Consider the following 19,016-nt stretch of genomic DNA (forward strand, 5'->3'; position numbering starts at 1 on the left):
CATGCCAGCCCCTTCCTCCAAACAACGCGCGAACCGGCCTGGCGTCGTCCTGGTTGCCGACGACGATCCGGTGATGCGCCTGCTGATGCTCGAAATGCTGGAAGGCGTCAACCTCGCCGGCATCGAGGCGGCCGACGGCCTGCAGGCCGTGCAGCTCGCGCGCGAGTGCGCGCCGGACCTGATCCTGATGGACGTCGAGATGCCGCACATGGACGGCTTTGCCGCCTGCCGCGCGATCCGCGATTCCGAGAACGGCGCCACCGTGCCGATCGTGATGGTGACCGGCGGCGACGACCTCGAAGCCGTCACCAACGCCTACGAGGCCGGCGCCACCGACTTCGTCTCCAAGCCGATCAACTGGCCCATCCTCGGCCACCGCGTGCTGTATGTGCTGCGCGCCAGCGACGCCATCGTGCGCCTGCGCATCGCCGACGCCCAGAACCGCGCGGTGCTGGCGGCAATCCCTGACACCTTCTTCCGCATGGACCAGAACGGCGTCTACCTCGACTACGAGCCCGGCCGCACCGGCAACCGGCGCGAGCAGGCCATACCGGCCGACGAATGCGTGGGCAAGCACGTCAGCGAGGTGCTGCCGCGCGATATCGCCGAACGCATGCTGGAACAGGTCGAAGTCGCGCTGCGCATCCAGCAGGTGCGTTCGGTGGAATATGAGCTGATCCGCTTCGGCCAGGCCCAGCACTTCGAGGCGCGCCTGGTGGCCACCGGCCCGTCCGAGGTGCTGGGCCTGGTGCGCGACATCAGCGAACGCAAACGCGCCGAAGAGCAGATCCGGCGCCTGGCCTATTGCGACAGCCTGACCGGCATCCCGAACCGCCAGGCCTTCCTGGAGATGCTGGAGCGCGAGCTGCAGCGCTCGAAGATCGGCAACAAGAAGTTCGCCGTGCTGTTCATGGACCTGGACGCCTTCAAGCGCATCAACGACACCCTCGGCCACAACGTCGGCGACCAGCTGCTGCAGCAGGTCTCGGACCGCCTGCGCGATACCATCCGCCCCAGCGACCTGCTGTCGCGCGGCGACTCGCTCACGCGCGAATTCGAAGCGCGCCCTGACACCAACCTGGCAAGGCTGGGCGGCGACGAGTTCACGATCCTGATCCCCGACCTCGACCGCGTCGAGCACGCGCTCAACGTCGCCCACCGTGTCAAGGATGCGATGCGGCGCCCCTTCATCATCGAGGGCAACGAGATCTTCGTGACCGCCTCGATCGGCATCTCGCTGTTCCCGGAAGACGGCGACGATTGCAACTCGCTGCTGAAGTTCGCCGACACCGCGATGTACCACGCCAAGAACTGCGGCAAGAACAACGCCAAGCTGTATTCGTCGTCGCTGACCATGCAGATCATGAGCCACGTGAAGCTCGAAGTCGGCTTGCGCAAGGCGCTGCAGAACGACGAGCTCTACCTGCTGTATCAGCCGCAGCTGGACGTGCGCTCGTCCGAGATCGTCGGCGTCGAAGCCCTGGTGCGCTGGCGCCACGCCGAGCGCGGCATCATCTCGCCCACCGAGTTCATCCCGCTGGCCGAGGAAACGGGCCTGATCGTGCCGATCGGCGAATGGGTGCTGCGCACCGCCTGCACCCAGGCGCGCGCCTGGCAGAAGCTGACCCGGCGCCCGGTGCGCATGGCGGTGAACCTGTCGGCCAAGCAGTTCAAGGACGAGAACCTGAGCCAGATCGTGCTGTCGGCCCTGCACGACACCGGCCTCGATCCGCGCCTGCTGGAACTCGAGCTGACCGAAGGCACCTTGATGGACGACGCCAAGGCGACCCTGGCCACACTGGAGCAGCTGCGCGGCATCGGCGTCTACCTGTCGATCGACGACTTCGGCACCGGCTACTCGTCGATGAACTATTTAAAACGTTTCGACGTCCGCGCGCTGAAGATCGACCGCAGCTTCATCAGCGGCCTGCCGCAGGATTCGGAAAACGCCGCCATCACGCGCGCCATCATCGCGATGGCGCACGGGCTCAAGATGGTGGTGGTGGCCGAGGGCGTCGAGACCGGCGAGCAGCTGGTGCTGCTGGAGGAATACGGCTGCGACCTGGTGCAGGGCTTCTATCTGGGCCGGCCGGCGCCGGCCGACACGGTTACCGGGATGCTGCAGTCCCTGTGGGTGCCGATGATCGCGAAGTAAAGTAGGGTGGGCACCCTGTGCCCACGCGTGGGCTCGGAGAGCCCACCCTACCGGGAGAACACCAGGGTATGCTGCGTAGGACCCGGCAACAAGGGCGTCGGCGTCCCTTTCACCCAGTCTTCATGCCCGCGCAGGAACCACGGCGACAGCGGATGCCCGCTCTGCCCGCCCGGCATGTCGAACAATCCCTCTTCTTCCCGTCCCGGCGACACCGTCAGCCGCTCCGACTGACCGAACTTCGGTCCCGCGACGCGCGGCATGTTGGCGTCGCCCGGCAGCTGATCGGGAGGCGCGCCCAGCCAGCGCTTCAGGAAAGGCAGCGCCATGCTGATCGGATGCGCGATCGCCGCCGTGTTGCGCTTGCCCCAGGTGGCCTGCGCCAGCGGCGTGCCGTCTTTGGTGACGTTCTCGATAGTGCGGTCGACGGCCGCCAGCTGCAGGTCCTGCCAGCTGGCGTAGCCCGGCGGGAGCCAGCCTGCCGGCCGTTCGTCGATCAGGCGGGCCAGCACGGGCGCCCAGCGCGAGCTGGCGGCCTGCATGCTGGCCTTCGGATCGAGCTTCGCCATCTCGGCATTGGCGCCGGCGAACACCAGCTCGTACAGCGACCAGCGGTATTGCTGCGCCAGGCGGTAGCCGACCGAAACTGGACTGGCATGCCCGTCCCAGCTCTCCGTCAACAGGCGCCGGAACTCGGCGCGCTCCGGATGGCCGGCGACGCCGCGCTCGTCGAGCGCCGTCAGCGCGCGTTCGCGCCAGCCACGCACGTAGAGCGCGCGGTCGTCCAGCGCGGCGCGGAAGGCGGTCGGCACGTCGGTCTTGTCGCCCAGCTTGCGCACGTCCTCGCCCAGCTGGCGCGCACGCGCACCGAGGTCGAAGCCGCCGTCGCCGAGCACCTGCGCATCCGCGCCCGCCAGCTGGCGATTGTTGGCGGTGACCAGCTGGCCGCCCGCCGGGTTCACCACGCGCGGATGTTCGGCCGGCGCCAGCAGTTCCTGCCAGCTCGGCACCCCGCCGTCAGAACTCAAAGGGAAGGACACGGCCAGGCCGCGGCTCGATCCGCCGCGCCGCGGCAGCGCGCCGGCCACCGTCCAGCCGATGTTGCCGCGGTCGTCGCCGGCCAGGATGTTTTGCGCCGGGATGCCGTCGGCGGCCGCCGCGGACAGGGCTTCGTCCAGGGTGGTGGCGGTCTCCAGCTTCAGGTGCTCGAGGTTCAGGGCCTGCGGCGAATGCGCGATCCAGTGCACGGCATACAGCTCGCCGCCGGCCTCGCGGATCGGACCGAGGCTGGTCTCGCGCACCACCAGGCGCTCGGCCGGCTGGCCCTTCACCAGGATGGTTTCGGGATGCTCGGACGGCGTCTCCCAGCCGCTCGGGGTCTGCACCTGGCCGGCGTGCGCACCGTCCGTGTTCAGACGGACCAGGTCGAGCGTATCGGCGTAGCTGTTGGTGAAGGACCAGGCCACGCGGCCATTGCTGCCGACGATGACCAGCGGCGGCGCCCCGGGCAGGCTGACGCCCACCAGGCGGCGCTGGGCGCCTTTCGCATCGGGGAAGCGCAGCGCCAGCCGGTACCAGATGTTGGGCAGCTGCAGGCCGAGGTGCATGTCGTCGGAGACGATGGCCGCCCCGCTGCCGGTGCGCGTGCCGGCCACCGCATAGTTGTTGCTGCCGACTGAATCCGTGAAATCGAGGCCGGCGACCTGGCTTGGGGGCAGCGCATCCTTGCGGCCCCACCATGCAGGCGCGGCGGCAGGCATCGGGGCCGGCGCCGCGGCGAGTTCGGGCGCGTCGAGCGGGGCGTCCCAGCGGCTCGCCTCCGGCAGCAGGAAGGCGCGCTGCTCGGCCGTCGTGTGGCGCGCCAGCCAGCCGCGGGCGAGGTCGCGCGGCTCCTGGCTGTCCTGCAGGTCGATGTACATGGCCCACACCACCAGCAGCGAGTCGGCCGCGGTCCAAGGCCGCGGCGCGGCGCCGGTGAGCGCGTATTCGAAAGGCCGCGCGCCCAGCGCGTTCACGCCGTCGTTGACGCCGGCGGCGTAGCGCTCGACGAACTGGCGCTGTTCGGGCGCCAGGCGCGCCAGAACGTCGGCGGCGCGGGCGCGGAAGCGGTGCAGGCGGTGCGCACGGTCGAGCGGCAAGGCCTTCGGCCCGAACAGCTCGGCCAGTTCGCCGGCGGCGCTGCGGCGCAGCAGGTCCATCTGGAAGAAGCGTTCCTGGCCATGCACGAAGCCGGTCACATACGCCAGGTCGAGGCGGCTGGCGCCGCTGATGGTGGGCACGCCATTGGCGTCGCGGGTGACGGTGACGGCAGCGGCCAGCTGCGGTGACGCCAGCTTGCCGTCGAGCTGGGGCAGGCTGGCGCGCAGGAACAGCCAGGCGCCTAGTAGGGCCAGCACCAGCAAAGCGGCGAGCAGCAGCAAAGTGCGCCGTCCCCAGACCACCCATGTCCGTCCTGCCATCTCCGCCTCCCCGTGGAAACGCGCATCTTGCCAGAAAACCTCTTGCTCAGCGAGTCTTGCACAAGCGCCAGAATGCGGCCTCACGCGTCCGATTGCACGAATCTGGACGCGTCCGGCCCGCCTGCGCTATGCTTGACCCCAGGCGCATAGCGCCGTCGACCTGGAGGCCATATGTCTCTCCTATCACTGAAATTGCCGTCCCCTGCCGCCTGCGGCGCCCTGCTCTGCCTGGCCCTGGCCACGACTGGATGCAGCACCCCGCAGGAACGCGCCGCGCAAAAGCAGGCCGAGATGGCCAACCTAATGCAAATCTACGGCCCCGCCTGTTCCCGGCTGGGCTATGCCGTCGATTCGGACCCCTGGCGCAGCTGTATCCTGAGCCTCAGCACGAAGGACGAGATGCAGCGCTATGGACCCGGCCCGGGCTGGGGTCCGGGTTACTGGGGCGGTGGAGGCTACTGGGGCCGCCGCTGGTAATGCTCTCTTCACCGGCCAGGCGCCTGGCGCACTCGGCCTTGGTGACCGCGCTGCGCCGCGCCAGCAGGCCTTCCAGCACGCGCTGGGTATGCCGCATCAGCTCGGGATAGCGCGCGTCCGGCGGATGCAGGCTGAAACGCAGCAGCGGCGCATCCGCCAGCATCGCGGCGGTGGCGTCGGCGACCTTTGGCGACAGCCAGCGGCCGCTGCGATTGCGCGCCGCGTAAACCATCGACGGCGACTTGATCGCCGGGCCGCCGCGCAGGCAGTGGAAATGGCTGAAGGTGGTCGTGTAGGCGAAGGGCGATTTGCGCAGCGCCTGCCAGGCGCCCTCGCCCAGCAGCCAGGCCGGCGGCACGAAGCCGGTCGGCGTCCAGCCGCGTTCGGCAAACCAGTCCAGTCCGAGTTCGAGCCGGCGCCGCGCTTCGTCGTGACTCAGCGCCGCGAACTCGCCCTCGCGCCGCGTGTACACGTTGCGCAGGAAGCGCGCGCGCAGGCCGCCGCCGTTTGCCTCGGTGTCGAGGTGGCTGTAGCCGTGCAGCGCCAATTCGTCGCCGCGCGCCAGCGCCGCAGCTAGCCCCGCCTCCATCGCCGGCGAGCGCTCGGGCCGGAAGTGGTAGTGCGGCACCACCAGCCAGGTCAGCGGGATGTCGGCGACGGCGCGGATCGCCTGCACCAGGCGCAGGCAGTCCGGCCAGGTGGCGGGGGCGACGTCGTGGATCGACACGCACAGCATCTGCGCCTGTGCGCCGGCGGGTTCAATCCGTGACACAGACATGCTCCGGTGCGCGCCGCATGGGCCGGTAGCCGCCCAGCAGGCTGTCGTAGCGCCCCAGCACCTGGGGCATGATCTCGTTCCAGTCGTAGCGCTCGGCGGCCTTGCGGCGCGCGGCCTGGCCCATGCGCGCCATGTCGCGGTAATAGATGGCCTCGATCGCACCGGCCAGGCTGTCGACGTTGTCCGGCTCGACCAGGATGCCGGTCTCGCGGTCGACCAGCTCGGCCACACCGCCGCGGCTGATGCCGACCACGGGCAGGCCGCAGGCCATGGCTTCCAGCACGATCAGGCCGAAGGTCTCGCAATCGCCCGGATGGACCAGCAGGTCGCAGCTGGCCAGCAGGCGCGCGAGCTGGCGCTGGTCGCGCTTGAACGGGATGATGGTGACGTTGTCCGCCAGCGGCAGCACGCCGCCGCCGCCGACCAGGATCAGGTGGTAGCGCGGGCCCAGCTTGCGCATCGCCTCGACCACGACGTGCAGCTTCTTCTCGGGCGTAAAGCGGCCGGCGTAGATCAGCAGGCGGGTGTCGGGGTCGAGGCCGAGCTGCTCGCGCAACTTGTCGTCCCGGCGGTCGGGACGGAACACGCTGGCGTCGATGCCGAGCGGCTGGTGCACAGCGCCGCGCACGCCGATCTCCTCGAGCTGCTCGACCATCACGCGGCTGGGCGCCATCACCAGGTCGAACTGGCGGTAGAGGTTGACCAGGTAGCGGCAGGTGCCGCGCGCGATCCAGCGGCCCAGGCGCGGGCGCACCAGGCGCGGCAGGTCCGAGTGGTAGAAGGCGACGGCGGGGATGTCGTAGCGCTTGCGCATGCGCAGCGCGGCCCAGGCGCAGTGGCCGGCGTCGCCCGCCTCGACCAGGTCGGGGCCCGCGGCTTCCAGCAGGCGCGCCGGGCCGGATACCGACAGCGGCATGCGGAAGCCGTGGAAGCCCGGCAGGTTGGCGGCGGGGATACGCACCAGCGCCGGCACGGCGTCGTCGCGGGTCTCGACGTTGGGGCTGAGGATGGTGTGTTGAACGTGGCTGCGGCGTGCCAGCCAGTGCGCCTTGGCATTCAGGTAGGTGCTGACGCCGCCGCCTTCGGCCGCGTAAAACATCGTGATGTCGACAAGGTGCATGCTCGATTCCGGTCAAACTACGGTCAAATGAGGCCCACGATAGCAGTGGACCCGGTATGCCGTTTGCGTACCGTCAACCGTGAACCGCTACCGCAAGGGATTCCCTTTTGGGAGGGCCATTATGCACTTCGCCTGTCGAGCATGGCGCGCGCAATCGTGCCCGCGTCCACGTATTCGAGTTCGCCGCCGACCGGCACGCCGCGCGCCAGGCGGCTCACCTTCAGCCCGCGCGCCTTCAGCATCTCGCTGATGTAATGGGCGGTGGCCTCGCCCTCGTTGGTGAAATTGGTGGCCAGGACCACTTCGCCCACGATGCCGTCGGCGGCGCGGCTGACCAGCTTTTCCAGATGCAGGTCGCGCGGGCCGATGCCGTCCAGCGGCGACAGCCGGCCCATCAGCACGAAGTACAGGCCCTTGTAGGTGAGGGTCTGCTCGATCATCAGCTGGTCGGCCGGGGTCTCGACCACGCACAGCAGCGCATGGTCGCGCTCGGGGTCCGCGCACAGCTCGCAGATCTCGAGTTCCGAGAAGGTATTGCACATGGCGCAGTGGTGGACCGCCTCGACCGCCTGGTAAAGGGCGCGCGACAGCATGGCCGCGCCTTCGCGGTCGTGCTGCAGCAGGTGGAAGGCCATGCGCTGCGCCGACTTCGGTCCGACGCCCGGCAGGCGGCGCAGGGCCTCGGTCAGGAAGTCGAGCGATTTGGACATGATGGTTCCAGGTGAAGCGCGTTACTGCTCGGCCAGGAAGGCGCGGTGCGCCGCCAGGTAGCCGTCGATGCGCGCCAGCGGCGCCGTGTAAGTCAGGGCAACGATGAACATCAGAACGGCATCTTGAAGCCCGGCGGGATCGGCAGGCCGGCGGTCAGGCCGCTCATCTTTTCCTGGGTGGTGGCTTCGGCCTTGCGGATCGCGTCGTTGAAGGCAGCGGCGACCAGGTCTTCCAGCATGTCGCGGTCGTCGCCCAGCAGCGACGGATCGATCGTGACGCGCTTGACGTCGTTCTTGCAGGTCATGACCACCTTGACCATGCCGGCACCCGACTGGCCTTCGACTTCGATCAGCGCCAGCTGCTCCTGCGCCTTCTTCATGTTGTCCTGCATGGACTGGACCTGCTTCATCATGCCTGCGAGCTGGTTTTTCATCATGGTGGTGTTCTCCAAAAAAGTCGGTGAAACGAAAAAAGATCAGGTGCCGATCGGACGCACCGAGCCGGGCACCACGAAGGCATCGAAGGTGTTCTCCAGCGCCTGGATGAAGGGGTCGGCGCCGACCGTTTCCTCGGCTTCGCGCTGCAGCTGCTCGCGGCGCGCCCTGGCTTCGGCGCTGGCGGTGTACCAGACCGGCCCGATTTCGGTATCGATGTTGATGCGCACCGCCGGGAAGCATTCCTGCAGGGCCGCGCACAGCTTCTCGCTGTTGCCGCTGGCGCGCAGGGTGTCGACCGGCACGCGCAGGCGGAAGGTGGCGGACGCGCCATCCGAGGTGCAAGCGATCAGCTCGGTCTGGAAAGCCAGCTGCTGGGCCACGCCACGCAGCGGCAGCGATGCCGCCAGCGCCGGCCAGTTGCCGTCCCAGCCGATTGCCGGTACCGGCGTGACCACATAGGCATGCGGCGCCGCGCTTGGCGCCTGCGCACGGGCGGGCGGCGGCGCGGTCACCGCGGCCGGGGCTTCGGCGGCCACGGCGGTGTCGTCGGAAAATTCGGTGACCCAGGATGGCGGCTCGTCCTCGGCCACCGCCTGTTCATAGCCTTGCTGCTGGGCCTGTGCCTGTGCCGGCGGCTGTGCCTGGCGCATTGCCGGCTGCGGCTGGGCGACGGACTGGGGCTGCGGGCGCGCGGCCGGCTGGTCCCATGGGGCCGGTGCGGACGGACGCGCTGCTTGCGGCGCGCCCGCAGGCGCGGCGCTGGCCATCGGCGCCGGACCGGGCGCCGGTGCGGCCGGGGCAGGAACCGGGGCCGGCGCGGCCGCCTGTGCAGCCGGCGCTTCGGACGGTCCCGGGCGCGGCCTGCCACCGCCGCCGGTCATGCGCGAGGCAGCGCGCGCCGCTTCCAACGCGGCGTTGATGGCGGCGCGGGCCGGGCTCAGGGCGGCAGCGCCGCCGGATGCCTGGGGCGCTGCCGCTGCAGGCTGTGCCTGCGGTGCGTGTTGTGCCTGCGGCGCGGCGGGCGCCGTGGCGGCCGGCGCAGCCGGGCGGGCCGGTGCTGCGGCAGGCGCTGCAGCCGAGGCAGCCGCCGCGGCCGGACGCGCAGCCTGGGCTTGCGGCATGGGCCGCGCGATCGCGGCCGGCGCCGGGCTTGCTACCTGTTCCGCCCCGCCCTGTCCCGGGCGGAAGGCCAGCATGCGCAACAGGGTCATGGTGAAGCCGGCGTACTCGTCCGGCGCCAGGCCGATCTCGTTACGGCCGTGCACCGCAATCTGGTAGTACAGCTGCACTTCCTGCGGATCGAACACGGTCGCCAGGCGCTGGATGTCGGCCAGTTCCGGCAGGTCTTCCGGCACCGCGGTCGGCACGGTCTGCGCGAGCGCGATGCGGTGCAGCAGCGTGCCGAGGTCCTGCAGCGCGCCGTTGTAGGACAGGCTGCGGCTGGCCATTTCGTCGGCCACCGCCATCAGGTCGGCGCCATCCTGGCGCGCCAGCGCATCCAGCAGGCGCACCAGATAAGACTGGTCGAGCGCGCCCAGCATGCCCTGCACGGCGTCGAGCGTGACGGCGCCGGCGGCATAGGCAATCGCCTGGTCGGTCAGCGACAGCGCGTCGCGCATCGAACCGTGGGCGCCTTGCGCCAGCAGGCGCAGGGCCGGCTGCTCGAAGGTCACGCCTTCCTGGCCCAGGATGTTTTCCAGGTGGCCGACGATGTGCCCGGGCGGCATCTGCTTGAGGTTGAACTGCAGGCAGCGCGACAGCACCGTGACCGGGATCTTTTGCGGGTCGGTGGTCGCGAGGATGAATTTCACGTGCTCGGGCGGTTCCTCGAGCGTCTTCAGCATGGCGTTGAAGGCGTGGTTGGTGAGCATGTGCACCTCGTCGATCATATAGACCTTGAAGCGCGCATTGCTCGGCGCATACACCGCCTGCTCCAGCAGCTGGGCCATCTCGTCGACGCCGCGGTTGGACGCCGCGTCCATCTCGACGTAGTCGACGAAGCGGCCGGCATCGATCGCGCGGCAGGGTTCGCACTGGCCGCAGGGTTCGGCGGTAATGCCGCCCTGCCCGTCCGGGCCGACGCAGTTGAGCGACTTGGCCAGGATGCGCGACAGCGTCGTCTTGCCCACCCCGCGGGTGCCGGTGAACAGGTAGGCGTGGTGCAGCCGCCCGGTGCGCAACGCATGGGTCAGTGCACGAACGACGTGCTCCTGGCCGACCAGCGTTTCGAAGTTGCGGGGGCGGTATTTGCGGGCGAGGACTTGATAGGACATACCGGAATTTTACCGTAGACCGGGCATGACGAGCCAATATTCGACGCCCGCATGTTTCCTTGCGGATGCCGGAAACGAAAACAGCTGCCGAGGCAGCTGTTTTACAGGAATGAGGAGGCGAGCCTGATCTGCGGCACTTGCGGTGAACGGCTTTGGCTGCTTCGTTCCCGACCTGACCAGGTAAACCATGCCACAATGCGCAGGGGCCCGCCAGCAGTCATTATAACCGTTCATGCGGCTGGCGGCAAACCGGCGCTCGCCGCACCGCTATGCCGCCTACATATATATAGTTACAGCCCCAGCTGCTGCCAGATATCGTCCACCCGCGCCTTCACTTCCGGCGCCATCACGATCGTCGTGCCCCACTCGCGGTTGGTCTCGCCCGGCCACTTGTTGGTGGCGTCGATGCCCATCTTGCTGCCGAGTCCGCTAACAGGGGACGCAAAATCGAGGTAGTCGATCGGCGTGTTATCGACCAGCATCGTGTCGCGGGTCGGATCGACGCGGGTGGTGATGGCCCAGATCACTTCCTTCCAGTCGCGCACATTGACGTCCTCGTCGACCACGACGATGAACTTGGTATACATGAACTGCCGCAGGAAGCTCCACACGCCCATCATCACGCGCTTGGCGTGGCCGGCGTACTGCTTCTTCATCTGCACCACCGCCATCCGGTAGCTGCAGCCTTCCGGCGGCAGGTAGAAGTCGGTGATCTCGCTGAACTGTTTCTGCAGCAGAGGAATGAAGACCTCGTTCAGCGCCACGCCCAGCACGGCCGGCTCGTCCGGCGGCTTGCCGGTATAGGTCGAGTGGTAGATCGGGTCGCGCCGCATGGTGATGCGGTCGATGGTGAACACCGGGAACCAGTCCTGCTCGTTGTAATAGCCGGTGTGGTCGCCATACGGGCCTTCCAGCGCGTGCTCGAAGCCGCTCGGGTGGCTCGCATCTGGATAGATATGACCTTCCAGCACAATCTCGGCCTTGGCCGGCACCCGCAGCTCGCTGCCGATGGCTTTCGTCAGCACCGTACGCTGGCCGCGCAGCAGGCCGGCGAACTGGTATTCGGACAAGGTGTCGGGCACCGGGGTCACGGCGCCGAGGATGGTGGCCGGGTCGGCGCCCAGCGCCACCGCCACCGGATAGGGTTTGCCAGGGTTGGCGATACAGTGCTCGCGGAAATCGAGGGCGCCGCCGCGGTGCGCCAGCCAGCGCATGATGACCTTGTTCGGCCCCAGCACCTGCTGGCGGTAGATGCCCAGGTTCTGGCGCTTCTTGTTCGGGCCCTTGGTAATCACCAGGCCCCAGGTGATCAGGGGCGCGATGTCGCCCGGCCAGCAGTGCTGGATCGGCAGGCGCGCCAGGTCGACGTCCTGCCCTTCCCACACGATCTCCTGGCAGGGCGCGCCCTTCACTTCCTTCGGCGACATGTCCCAGACCGCCTTCACGAGCGAACCCAGGTCCATGATGTCCTTGAAACCCTTGGGCGGCTCCGGCTCCTTCAGGCGCGCCAGCACGTGGCCGATCTTCCTGAGCTCGCTGACGTCGTCCGCGCCCATGCCCATTGCGACGCGTTGCGGCGTGCCGAACAGGTTGCCGAGCACGGGAACTTTATGACCGGTCGGGTTATCAAACAGAAGAGCCGGCCCACCAGCCCGGAGGGTCCGGTCGCAGATCTCGGTCATCTCCAGATTCGGCGACACAGGTACCGAAATGCGTTTTAATTCGCCAATCTCTTGCAACTTGGCAATAAAATCTCGTAAATCCGAATAGTTCATCTAGTTTTTAATTCTTTTTTACATCTTTTGAGCAAGGCTAACAATCGGCGGCAAGTGGTTGATTTGCCAAAGAATTGATGAGCTAGGGCAGAAAAGTTAGATTTAAAAGTAATAACACAGTATCGTGCTAGTATTGACTTGATATAAACCAGCTTCTACAATCCGGCTACCAAGTGAGACAGGCCCGTCCAAGACGTGATTTTAGCCGGTCTCATTCTTTCACGGGGTCGGGGCCCCAAATGACATTTTAGGAGTGTTTTCACTGGGCGTCTGCCCAACCTAACCCCGAGACAGTTGTTAGCCACTGGGCACCTCCACTGCAGCGCTGCCCAGCTGTAGCAAGCAATGACGGCGTTCCTCGACCGCTAAGAGCGGCGACGGACGGTTTTCTGATGCACGGCATTAGGTACCCAAAATGCAGCGCTAGTGCGCCGCGTGGGGACGCTTTTTCCGCGACAAAGGAGAGACGATGATCCATCGCTTCATCGGCACGAGCGCAAAGCTTGTCCAACATATGGCCAACCAGCCAGTCACGTGGTCTTCCGTGACGAAAACGGTACGCAGCGTCTTGACGACCGCGCAACATACCCTGACCGTATTCGGTCTATCTGCAGTAGCAATGCTTGCCCTGCTGTACAACCGCCCCGATCTGGCAAAACGGGTGTCGGATTTCCTGAGCCCGCAACAGAGCGTCCAGATGGCCGCCGCGTCCCCTGCCCGCGCCCAACTGATCGCCAAGGGCAGCGACGCCGTCGAGACCGCCAATGACGACGACAAGCAGGGCGTGCGCGCCACGCGCCAGCAGAAGTACGTAACCGAATGGCTGTCGCGCCGTTACCGGGTTGCCGGTGACGCCGCCAACATGCTGGTCGCCACCGCCTACAGCACCGCGCACGAGATCAAGCTCGACCCGCTGCTGATCCTGGCAGTGATGGCGATCGAATCCGGCCTGAACCCGTTCGCGGAAAGCCCGATGGGCGCCCAGGGCCTGATGCAGGTGATGTCCAAGGTCCACAGCGACAAATTCGAGGAAGTCGGCGGCAAGCAAGCTGCCCTGAATCCGGTTGCCAACATCCGTGTCGGCGCCCAGATCCTGAAGGATTACGTGACCCGCACCGGTTCCGTCGAAGGCGGCCTGAAGACTTACGTCGGCGCCGCCGCGTTCGAGGACGACTCGGGCTACGGCAACAAGGTGCTGGCCGAGTACCGCCGCCTGAAGCAGGTCGCGAGCGGCAAGAACGTTCCGATCATCACCCCGCCGTCCACCCCGGCGCCGCAACTGGTGCAGAAATCCGCCCCGGCGCCCGCCAAGGCCGACACCACCACCGTCGAAGCCGCCCACGGCGCGAGCCAGACCGGCGAGACCGTCGCGGGCCTGTAAACAACAACCCAGTATCGATCCCTGGTCGAAGGCCACTGTCGGCGAAAGCTGCGGTGGCCTTCCTTTTTTTGCCCGTCATTCGCGCCTTCGCGGGAATGACGGCGAAAAAAAACCGCCCCGGTCTCCCGGGGCGGCTTCGCACTAATATATATATAGCGAACTAATCAGCGCTTGGCATCCGCCGCCGCTTCGTCCGGCCGCAGCTTGCCGGCCATGCGGTCCAGCACGCCGTTGACGTACTTGTGGCCGTCGATACCGCCGAAGGACTTGGCCAGCTCGACCGCTTCGTTGATCACGACGCGGTAGGGGATCTCGATCTTGTTCTTCAGCTCCCAGGCGCCCAGCAGCAGCACCGCGTGCTCGATCGGCGACAGCTCGGCGATCGGGCGGTCGACGGTCGGGGCCAGGGTCTCGCGCAGCTCGACCGACTGCGCGATCACGCCGTTCAGCAGCTCGGTGAAGTATTCGCTGTCGGCCTTGTCGAAGCCGTGGGCCGAACGGATGTGCTTGGCGACCGTCGAGGCCGGCTCATTGTTCAGCAGCCACTGGTACAGGCCCTGCAGCGCGAACTCGCGCGCGCGGTGACGCGGCGTGCGGTTCTTGTTCGGGTTGGCGTGCGTGCTCTTGTCAGTCGTATTCATGGCTTGATGCTCACTCTTCCTCGGCCTGCAGCTCGTCCAGGCCGAGCAGCAGGTTGGCCATCTCGACGGCGACGCGGGCAGCGTCCGTACCCTTCTCCGCCATGCGGGCTTCGGCCTGCTCGTCGTTCTCGGTGGTCAGCACGGCGTTGGCGATCGGCATGCCGTAGTCCAGGCCGACGCGGGTGATGCCGGCGCCCGACTCGTTCGAGACCAGCTCGAAGTGGTAGGTCTCGCCGCGGATCACGGCGCCCAGGGCGATCAGGGCGTCGAACTGCTGGGTCTCGGCCATCTTCTGCAGGGCCAGCGGGATTTCCAGGGCGCCCGGCACGGTCACGTGCAGGATGTCCTCGTCGGCCACGCCCAGGTGCTTCAGCTCCGCCAGGCAAGCCGACAGCAGGCCATGGCCAACGTCGGCATTGAATCGTGCCTGCACGATCCCGATGCGCAGGCCTTCACCCTGCATATTGCTTTCAAAAGTTCCTACCGTCATGGCTGCCTCTTTTTCTGTTTACTGTAAATGAATAATGAATGGTATCGCGTCGGACCGTCCGGTCGCGCCTGATTCGCTCAGGCTTCCGGCTTGGCCAGGTAACCCGTGACTTCAAGGTCGAAACCGACCATCGAAGGCATCTTGCGCGGGTTGGCCAGCAGCTTCATCTTGCGCACGCCGACCTTTTTCAGGATCTGGGCGCCGATACCGTAGGTGCGCAGGTCGACCGTCGCCGCGCGGCCGGCCGGGCGCGCCGCCGACTTGTCCTCGAACTGGCCGAACAGCTGCTCCGCCGTCTCGCTGCAGTTCAGCAGCACGATCACGCCGGACTCGGCCGCCTTGATCGCCTGCATTGCCGCCGACAGGTTCCAGGAGTGCGAGGTCGCGCGCGTGTCCAGCAGGTCGAGGATGGAGACCGGCTGGTGCACGCGCACCAGGGCTTCCTTGTCGCCCTGCGGCGCGCCGTGCACCAGCGCCAGGTGGGCGCAGCCGCTCGGCTTGTCGCGGAAGGCCACCAGGCGGAAATCGCCGTGCTCGGTCGACAGCTGGCGCTCGCCCACCTGTTCGATCAGCGACTCGGTCTGGCTGCGGTAGTGGATCAGGTCGGCGATGGTGCCGATCTTCAGGCCATGCTCCGCGGCGAATTCGAGCAGGTCCGGCAGGCGCGCCATGGTGCCGTCTTCCTTGATGATCTCGCAGATCACGGAAGCCGGACGCAGGCCCGCCATTTCGGTCAGGTCGCAGCCCGCTTCGGTATGGCCGGCGCGCATCAGCACCCCGCCCTTGACCGCGCGCAGCGGGAAGATGTGGCCCGGCTGCACCAGGTCTTCCGGTTTCGCGTTCTTCGCCACCGCCACCTGGATAGTGCGGGCGCGGTCGGCCGCCGAGATGCCGGTGGTGACGCCTTCCGCCGCCTCGATCGAGACCGTGAAATTGGTGCCGAAGGAGGTGCCGTTACGGGTCGTCATCATCGGCAGTTCGAGACGGTCGCAGATCTCTTCCGACAGGGTCAGGCAGACCAGGCCGCGCGCGTGGCGAATCATGAAGTTGATCGCTTCCGGCGTCACGTGTTCGGCGGCGAGCACCAGGTCGCCCTCGTTCTCGCGGTCTTCCTCGTCGACCAGAATGACCATGCGCCCTGCGCGCAGTTCCTCGACGATTTCCTGGGTAGTGGAGATGGGCATGCGAAATCCTGTGCTGAAACCCGTTATTTTAAAGGATTTGCCGGCCTTTCACCGGGCCGGATGCCGGCAATATCGGCAGGCCGCGCCCCATGCCGACCGAGCCTGCACCATCTTGTTGCATTTTGACAACGACCACCCTGCCCATCGCGCACTGCGCCAGTGCAAGAATGATGTTCAGCAATAACTGTGCAGGCTGAAGCACAGGTTAGAATGGTTTTTTATTGCTCAACCGGAGCACCTGCGCATGACCGCCCGCCTTGCCCGTACCGCCCTCGTTTCCGCCATCCTGCTAGCGACTTCGCTGGCAGGCGCTGCGTCCCTCGACTTGAACGCCCCGCTGCCGGTCGCGCCCCAGCTCAAGGTCGGCAAGCTGCCCAACGGCCTCACCTATTACATCCAGAAGAACCGCAAGCCCGAGCACAAGCTGGAGCTGCGCCTGGTGGTGAAGGCCGGCTCCATCCTCGAGGACGAAGACCAGCAAGGCCTGGCCCACTTCACGGAGCACATGGCCTTCAACGGCTCGACCCATTTCAAGAAGCACGAACTGGTGTCCTACCTGCAGTCGATCGGCGTGAAGTTCGGCGCCGACCTGAATGCCTACACCTCCTTCGACGAAACCGTCTACGTGCTGCCGGTGCCGGCCGAAAGCAAGCAGGACCTCGACAAAGCCTTCCAGGTGCTGCAGGACTGGGCCCAGGGCCTGACCCTGAACGACGCCGACATCGACAAGGAACGCGACATCATTCTCGAAGAACTACGCCTCGGCAAAGGCGCGGGCGACCGCATGCAGAAGGTGCTGATGCCGAAGATGTTCAACGGTTCGCGCTACGCCGAGCGGCTCCCGATCGGCAAGGAAGACACGCTGCGCAGCTTCAAGCCCGAGGCCCTGCGCCGCTTCTACCGCGACTGGTACCGCCCCAACCTGATGGCCGTGGTGGCGGTCGGAGACATCGACCCTGCCCAGGCCGAGCAGCTGATCAAGCGCCACTTCGCGGGCCTGAAGAACCCGGCCTCGCCGCGCCCGCGCAGCTACGCCCAGATCCCGCCGCGCACCGACACGGAGGCGCTGGTCGTCACCGACAAGGAAGCCGGCCCGGCCTCGGTCCTGATCCGCTATCCGGTCACGCCCTTCAGCGAGCGCGCCACCATCGGCGGCTACCGCGAGCAGCTGGTCGAAGGCCTGTTCGCCGGCATGCTGAACCAGCGCCTGTCCGAACTGTCGCAGCTGCCCTCGCCGCCCTTCATGGGCGCCAGCAGCGCGCTCGGGCGCCTGACGCCGCGCTACCGCTCCTACAACGCGGCCGCCGCGCTGGGCGAAAAAGGCGCGACGCCGGCGATCGACGCCCTGGTGCAGGAGAACGAGCGCGCGCGCCGCTTCGGCTTCAGCGAGGCCGAGCTGGAACGCATGAAGAAAGGCGTGATGCGCAACTACGAGCGCATCTACAACGAACGCGACAAGACCGATTCGGGCGCCTACGCCGCCGAGTTCATCCGCAACTTCCTGGAAGGCGAATCGATCCCCGGCGTCGAGAACGAATACCGCTACGTGAGCGAGCTCCTGCCCGGCATCACGCTGGAAGAGATCAACGCCTACGCGCGCCGCACCATCCCCCTTGAATCCGGCAAGCTGGTGGTCTACACCGGCCCGGCCAAGCAGGACGCCGTCGTGCCGACCGGCGAGCAGCTGCTGGCCGCGGTGTCCGCCGCCGAGCGCCGCGAGGTGCAGGCCCACGACGAGAAGGCGGTGGCGGCGCGCCTGATGGACCAGGCGCCGGCGCCGGGCAGCATCGTCAGCGAAAGCCGCGACGAGCAGCTCGGCACCACGCGCCTGGTGCTGTCGAACGGCGTCAAGGTGATCCTCAAGCCGACCAGCTTCCGCAACGACCAGGTCTTGATGAGCGCCGCTCGCTTCGGCGGCCAGAGCCTGTTCGACACCGAGGACATGTACAACGCCCGTTACGCCGACTCGATCGTCGCCGCGATGGGTCTGAAGGACTTCTCGCCGCTCGACATGCGCAAGATCCTGGCCGGCAAGGCAGCCGCCGTCAGCGCGGGCCTCGGCAACAACACCGACGTCGTCGCCGGCACCGCGGGCGCCACCGACGTCGAGACCATGCTGCAGATGGTGTGGCTGAAATTCGCCGGCGTGCGCCGCGACGAGGATCTGTACAAGTCCTATCTCGGCAAGCAGATCGAGCTGGCGCGCAACCGCGCCTCGCAGCCCGGCGCCCATTTCGGCGACGTGCTGGTCTCGACCCTGTACGGCGACAACCCGCGTGCGCCGCGCGCCCTGCGTCCCGAGGACTTCGCCAGCATCAACCTGGACCGCGCGATCGCCATCTACCGCCAGCGCTTCTCGAGCGCGAAGGACCTGACCTTCATCTTCGTCGGCAGTTTCGACGTCGCCGCCATCAAGCCACTGCTGGCGACCTACCTGGCCAGCCTGCCGACCCCGGATATCCCGGTGGCCTACCGCGACCTCGGCATCCGCCCGGTCAAGGGCGTGGTCAAGAAGGAAGTGAACAGCGGCTCCGAAGACAAGAGCACGGTCTCGCTGACCTTCACCGGCGCCACCGAGGTTAACGAACTCGAAGAGCTGCGCCTGTCGGCCCTGGCCGAGGTGATGAACATCCGCATCATCGACGTGCTGCGCGAAAAGCTGGGCCTGATCTACGGCGGCGGCATGGAAGCCTCGATGACGCGCATCCCCTACGCCCACTTCACGGTGGGTGTGACCCTGCCGACCGGCCCCGACAACGTCGACAAGGTGCTCAGCGCGACCTTCGCCGAGATCGAGCGCATGCGCACCCAGGGCCCGGACCAGGCCGACCTCGACAAGGTCAAGACCAATTGGCTCCAGACCTATCGCAAGTCGCTGCAGGAGAACGGCTACTGGCTGGCCGCGCTGCAGACCTCCCTGACCGAAGGCACGGATCCGGCCACCATCCTTACCTTCGACAAGGAAGTGCAGAAGCTGAGCGTGGCGGATTTGAAGCTGGCGGCGCAGCGTTATTTGAAGCCGGATAACTATGTGCAGGTGGTGCTGAATCCGGAGAAGGCGGTGGCTGGACCGGTGCAGGTGGCGGATGGGGCGCAAAAGGCACCGAGGTAATCGGAAGCATAAAAAAGCCGGCGCAA

The 19,016-nt window shown here is 67.0% G+C and carries 14 protein-coding genes and 1 other RNA gene; 3 read left to right on the forward strand and 12 right to left on the reverse strand.

Annotated features, from left to right (window positions below; all coding sequences use genetic code 11):
• Position 1 precedes the first annotated feature (1 nt).
• Complete coding sequence (locus tag AC07PE_RS19060; RefSeq protein ID WP_498767322.1) at positions 2 to 2,155, forward strand: putative bifunctional diguanylate cyclase/phosphodiesterase; 2,154 nt, start codon at positions 2 to 4, stop codon at positions 2,153 to 2,155.
• Positions 2,156 to 2,202: 47 nt separating this feature from the next.
• Here AC07PE_RS19060 and AC07PE_RS19065 read toward each other — a convergent pair whose 3' ends face one another.
• From AC07PE_RS19065 to ubiD, 8 genes are all read right to left on the reverse strand, one after another.
• Positions 2,203 to 4,611, reverse strand: coding sequence for a penicillin acylase family protein (locus AC07PE_RS19065; protein ID WP_498767324.1), 2,409 nt, complete (start codon positions 4,609 to 4,611; stop codon positions 2,203 to 2,205).
• A 382-nt stretch (positions 4,612 to 4,993) separates the two neighbouring features.
• Complete coding sequence (locus AC07PE_RS19070) at positions 4,994 to 5,860, reverse strand: DUF2334 domain-containing protein (RefSeq protein WP_498767326.1); 867 nt, start codon at positions 5,858 to 5,860, stop codon at positions 4,994 to 4,996.
• On the reverse strand, positions 5,847 to 6,986 hold the full coding sequence (locus tag AC07PE_RS19075; protein ID WP_498767328.1) for a glycosyltransferase family 4 protein: 1,140 nt from the start codon (positions 6,984 to 6,986) through the stop codon (positions 5,847 to 5,849). Before AC07PE_RS19075 ends, AC07PE_RS19070 begins: the two co-directional genes overlap by 14 nt.
• A 119-nt stretch (positions 6,987 to 7,105) precedes the next feature.
• Positions 7,106 to 7,696: a recombination mediator RecR gene (gene recR, locus AC07PE_RS19080; RefSeq protein WP_498767330.1), complete on the reverse strand. Its 591-nt coding sequence runs from the start codon at positions 7,694 to 7,696 to the stop codon at positions 7,106 to 7,108.
• 110 nt (positions 7,697 to 7,806) lie between these two features.
• Complete coding sequence (locus AC07PE_RS19085; protein WP_498767332.1) at positions 7,807 to 8,133, reverse strand: YbaB/EbfC family nucleoid-associated protein; 327 nt, start codon at positions 8,131 to 8,133, stop codon at positions 7,807 to 7,809.
• Between the two features lie 39 nt (positions 8,134 to 8,172).
• Positions 8,173 to 10,407: a DNA polymerase III subunit gamma/tau gene (locus tag AC07PE_RS19090; protein WP_498767334.1), complete on the reverse strand. Its 2,235-nt coding sequence runs from the start codon at positions 10,405 to 10,407 to the stop codon at positions 8,173 to 8,175.
• A 113-nt stretch (positions 10,408 to 10,520) separates the two neighbouring features.
• Positions 10,521 to 10,619: signal recognition particle sRNA small type (gene ffs, locus AC07PE_RS19095), an RNA gene on the reverse strand.
• Positions 10,620 to 10,697: 78 nt separating this feature from the next.
• Entirely contained in the window at positions 10,698 to 12,182 is a 1,485-nt protein-coding gene (gene ubiD / locus AC07PE_RS19100; protein ID WP_498767336.1) for a 4-hydroxy-3-polyprenylbenzoate decarboxylase, read from the reverse strand.
• Between the two features lie 619 nt (positions 12,183 to 12,801).
• On the opposite strand from ubiD, the gene AC07PE_RS19105 reads away from it, so the two are divergent.
• Positions 12,802 to 13,563, forward strand: coding sequence for a transglycosylase SLT domain-containing protein (locus AC07PE_RS19105; protein WP_498767338.1), 762 nt, complete (start codon positions 12,802 to 12,804; stop codon positions 13,561 to 13,563).
• 164 nt (positions 13,564 to 13,727) lie between these two features.
• Here AC07PE_RS19105 and nusB read toward each other — a convergent pair whose 3' ends face one another.
• The 4 genes from nusB to AC07PE_RS19125 form a co-directional block, all read right to left on the reverse strand.
• Positions 13,728 to 14,204, reverse strand: coding sequence for a transcription antitermination factor NusB (gene nusB, locus AC07PE_RS19110; protein ID WP_498767340.1), 477 nt, complete (start codon positions 14,202 to 14,204; stop codon positions 13,728 to 13,730).
• 10 nt (positions 14,205 to 14,214) lie between these two features.
• The gene (gene ribH, locus AC07PE_RS19115; RefSeq protein ID WP_258848016.1) at positions 14,215 to 14,694 is read right to left on the reverse strand and encodes a 6,7-dimethyl-8-ribityllumazine synthase; all 480 of its coding nucleotides are present in this window, start codon (positions 14,692 to 14,694) and stop codon (positions 14,215 to 14,217) included.
• A 77-nt stretch (positions 14,695 to 14,771) separates the two neighbouring features.
• Positions 14,772 to 15,878 (reverse strand): bifunctional 3,4-dihydroxy-2-butanone-4-phosphate synthase/GTP cyclohydrolase II, encoded by a 1,107-nt coding sequence (gene ribBA, locus AC07PE_RS19120; RefSeq protein WP_498767343.1) that lies wholly within the window; start codon positions 15,876 to 15,878, stop codon positions 14,772 to 14,774.
• 28 nt (positions 15,879 to 15,906) lie between these two features.
• The gene (locus tag AC07PE_RS19125; protein WP_498767345.1) at positions 15,907 to 16,059 is read right to left on the reverse strand and encodes a hypothetical protein; all 153 of its coding nucleotides are present in this window, start codon (positions 16,057 to 16,059) and stop codon (positions 15,907 to 15,909) included.
• A 63-nt stretch (positions 16,060 to 16,122) separates the two neighbouring features.
• Here AC07PE_RS19125 and AC07PE_RS19130 point away from each other — a divergent pair, with 63 nt between their 5' ends.
• Positions 16,123 to 18,990 carry a M16 family metallopeptidase gene (locus tag AC07PE_RS19130; RefSeq protein WP_498767347.1) on the forward strand — a complete coding sequence of 956 codons (2,868 nt, stop codon included), beginning with the start codon at positions 16,123 to 16,125 and terminating at the stop codon, positions 18,988 to 18,990.
• Positions 18,991 to 19,016 lie beyond the last annotated feature (26 nt).

The organism is Telluria sp. GW821-FHT07G12, assembly GCF_059418525.1.

Bases quoted from the DNA above. Each gene is read 5' to 3' on its own strand.
- AC07PE_RS19060 (WP_498767322.1), top strand. From the start codon at position 2: ATGCCAGCCCCTTCCTCCAAACAACGCGCGAACCGGCCTGGCGTCGTC.
- AC07PE_RS19065 (WP_498767324.1), bottom strand. From the start codon at position 4,611: ATGGCAGGACGGACATGGGTGGTCTGGGGACGGCGCACTTTGCTGCTG.
- AC07PE_RS19075 (WP_498767328.1), bottom strand. From the start codon at position 6,986: ATGCACCTTGTCGACATCACGATGTTTTACGCGGCCGAAGGCGGCGGC.
- recR (WP_498767330.1), bottom strand. From the start codon at position 7,696: ATGTCCAAATCGCTCGACTTCCTGACCGAGGCCCTGCGCCGCCTGCCG.
- AC07PE_RS19085 (WP_498767332.1), bottom strand. From the start codon at position 8,133: ATGATGAAAAACCAGCTCGCAGGCATGATGAAGCAGGTCCAGTCCATG.
- AC07PE_RS19090 (WP_498767334.1), bottom strand. From the start codon at position 10,407: ATGTCCTATCAAGTCCTCGCCCGCAAATACCGCCCCCGCAACTTCGAA.
- ubiD (WP_498767336.1), bottom strand. From the start codon at position 12,182: ATGAACTATTCGGATTTACGAGATTTTATTGCCAAGTTGCAAGAGATT.
- AC07PE_RS19105 (WP_498767338.1), top strand. From the start codon at position 12,802: ATGCTTGCCCTGCTGTACAACCGCCCCGATCTGGCAAAACGGGTGTCG.
- nusB (WP_498767340.1), bottom strand. From the start codon at position 14,204: ATGAATACGACTGACAAGAGCACGCACGCCAACCCGAACAAGAACCGC.
- ribH (WP_258848016.1), bottom strand. From the start codon at position 14,694: ATGACGGTAGGAACTTTTGAAAGCAATATGCAGGGTGAAGGCCTGCGC.
- ribBA (WP_498767343.1), bottom strand. From the start codon at position 15,878: ATGCCCATCTCCACTACCCAGGAAATCGTCGAGGAACTGCGCGCAGGG.
- AC07PE_RS19130 (WP_498767347.1), top strand. From the start codon at position 16,123: ATGACCGCCCGCCTTGCCCGTACCGCCCTCGTTTCCGCCATCCTGCTA.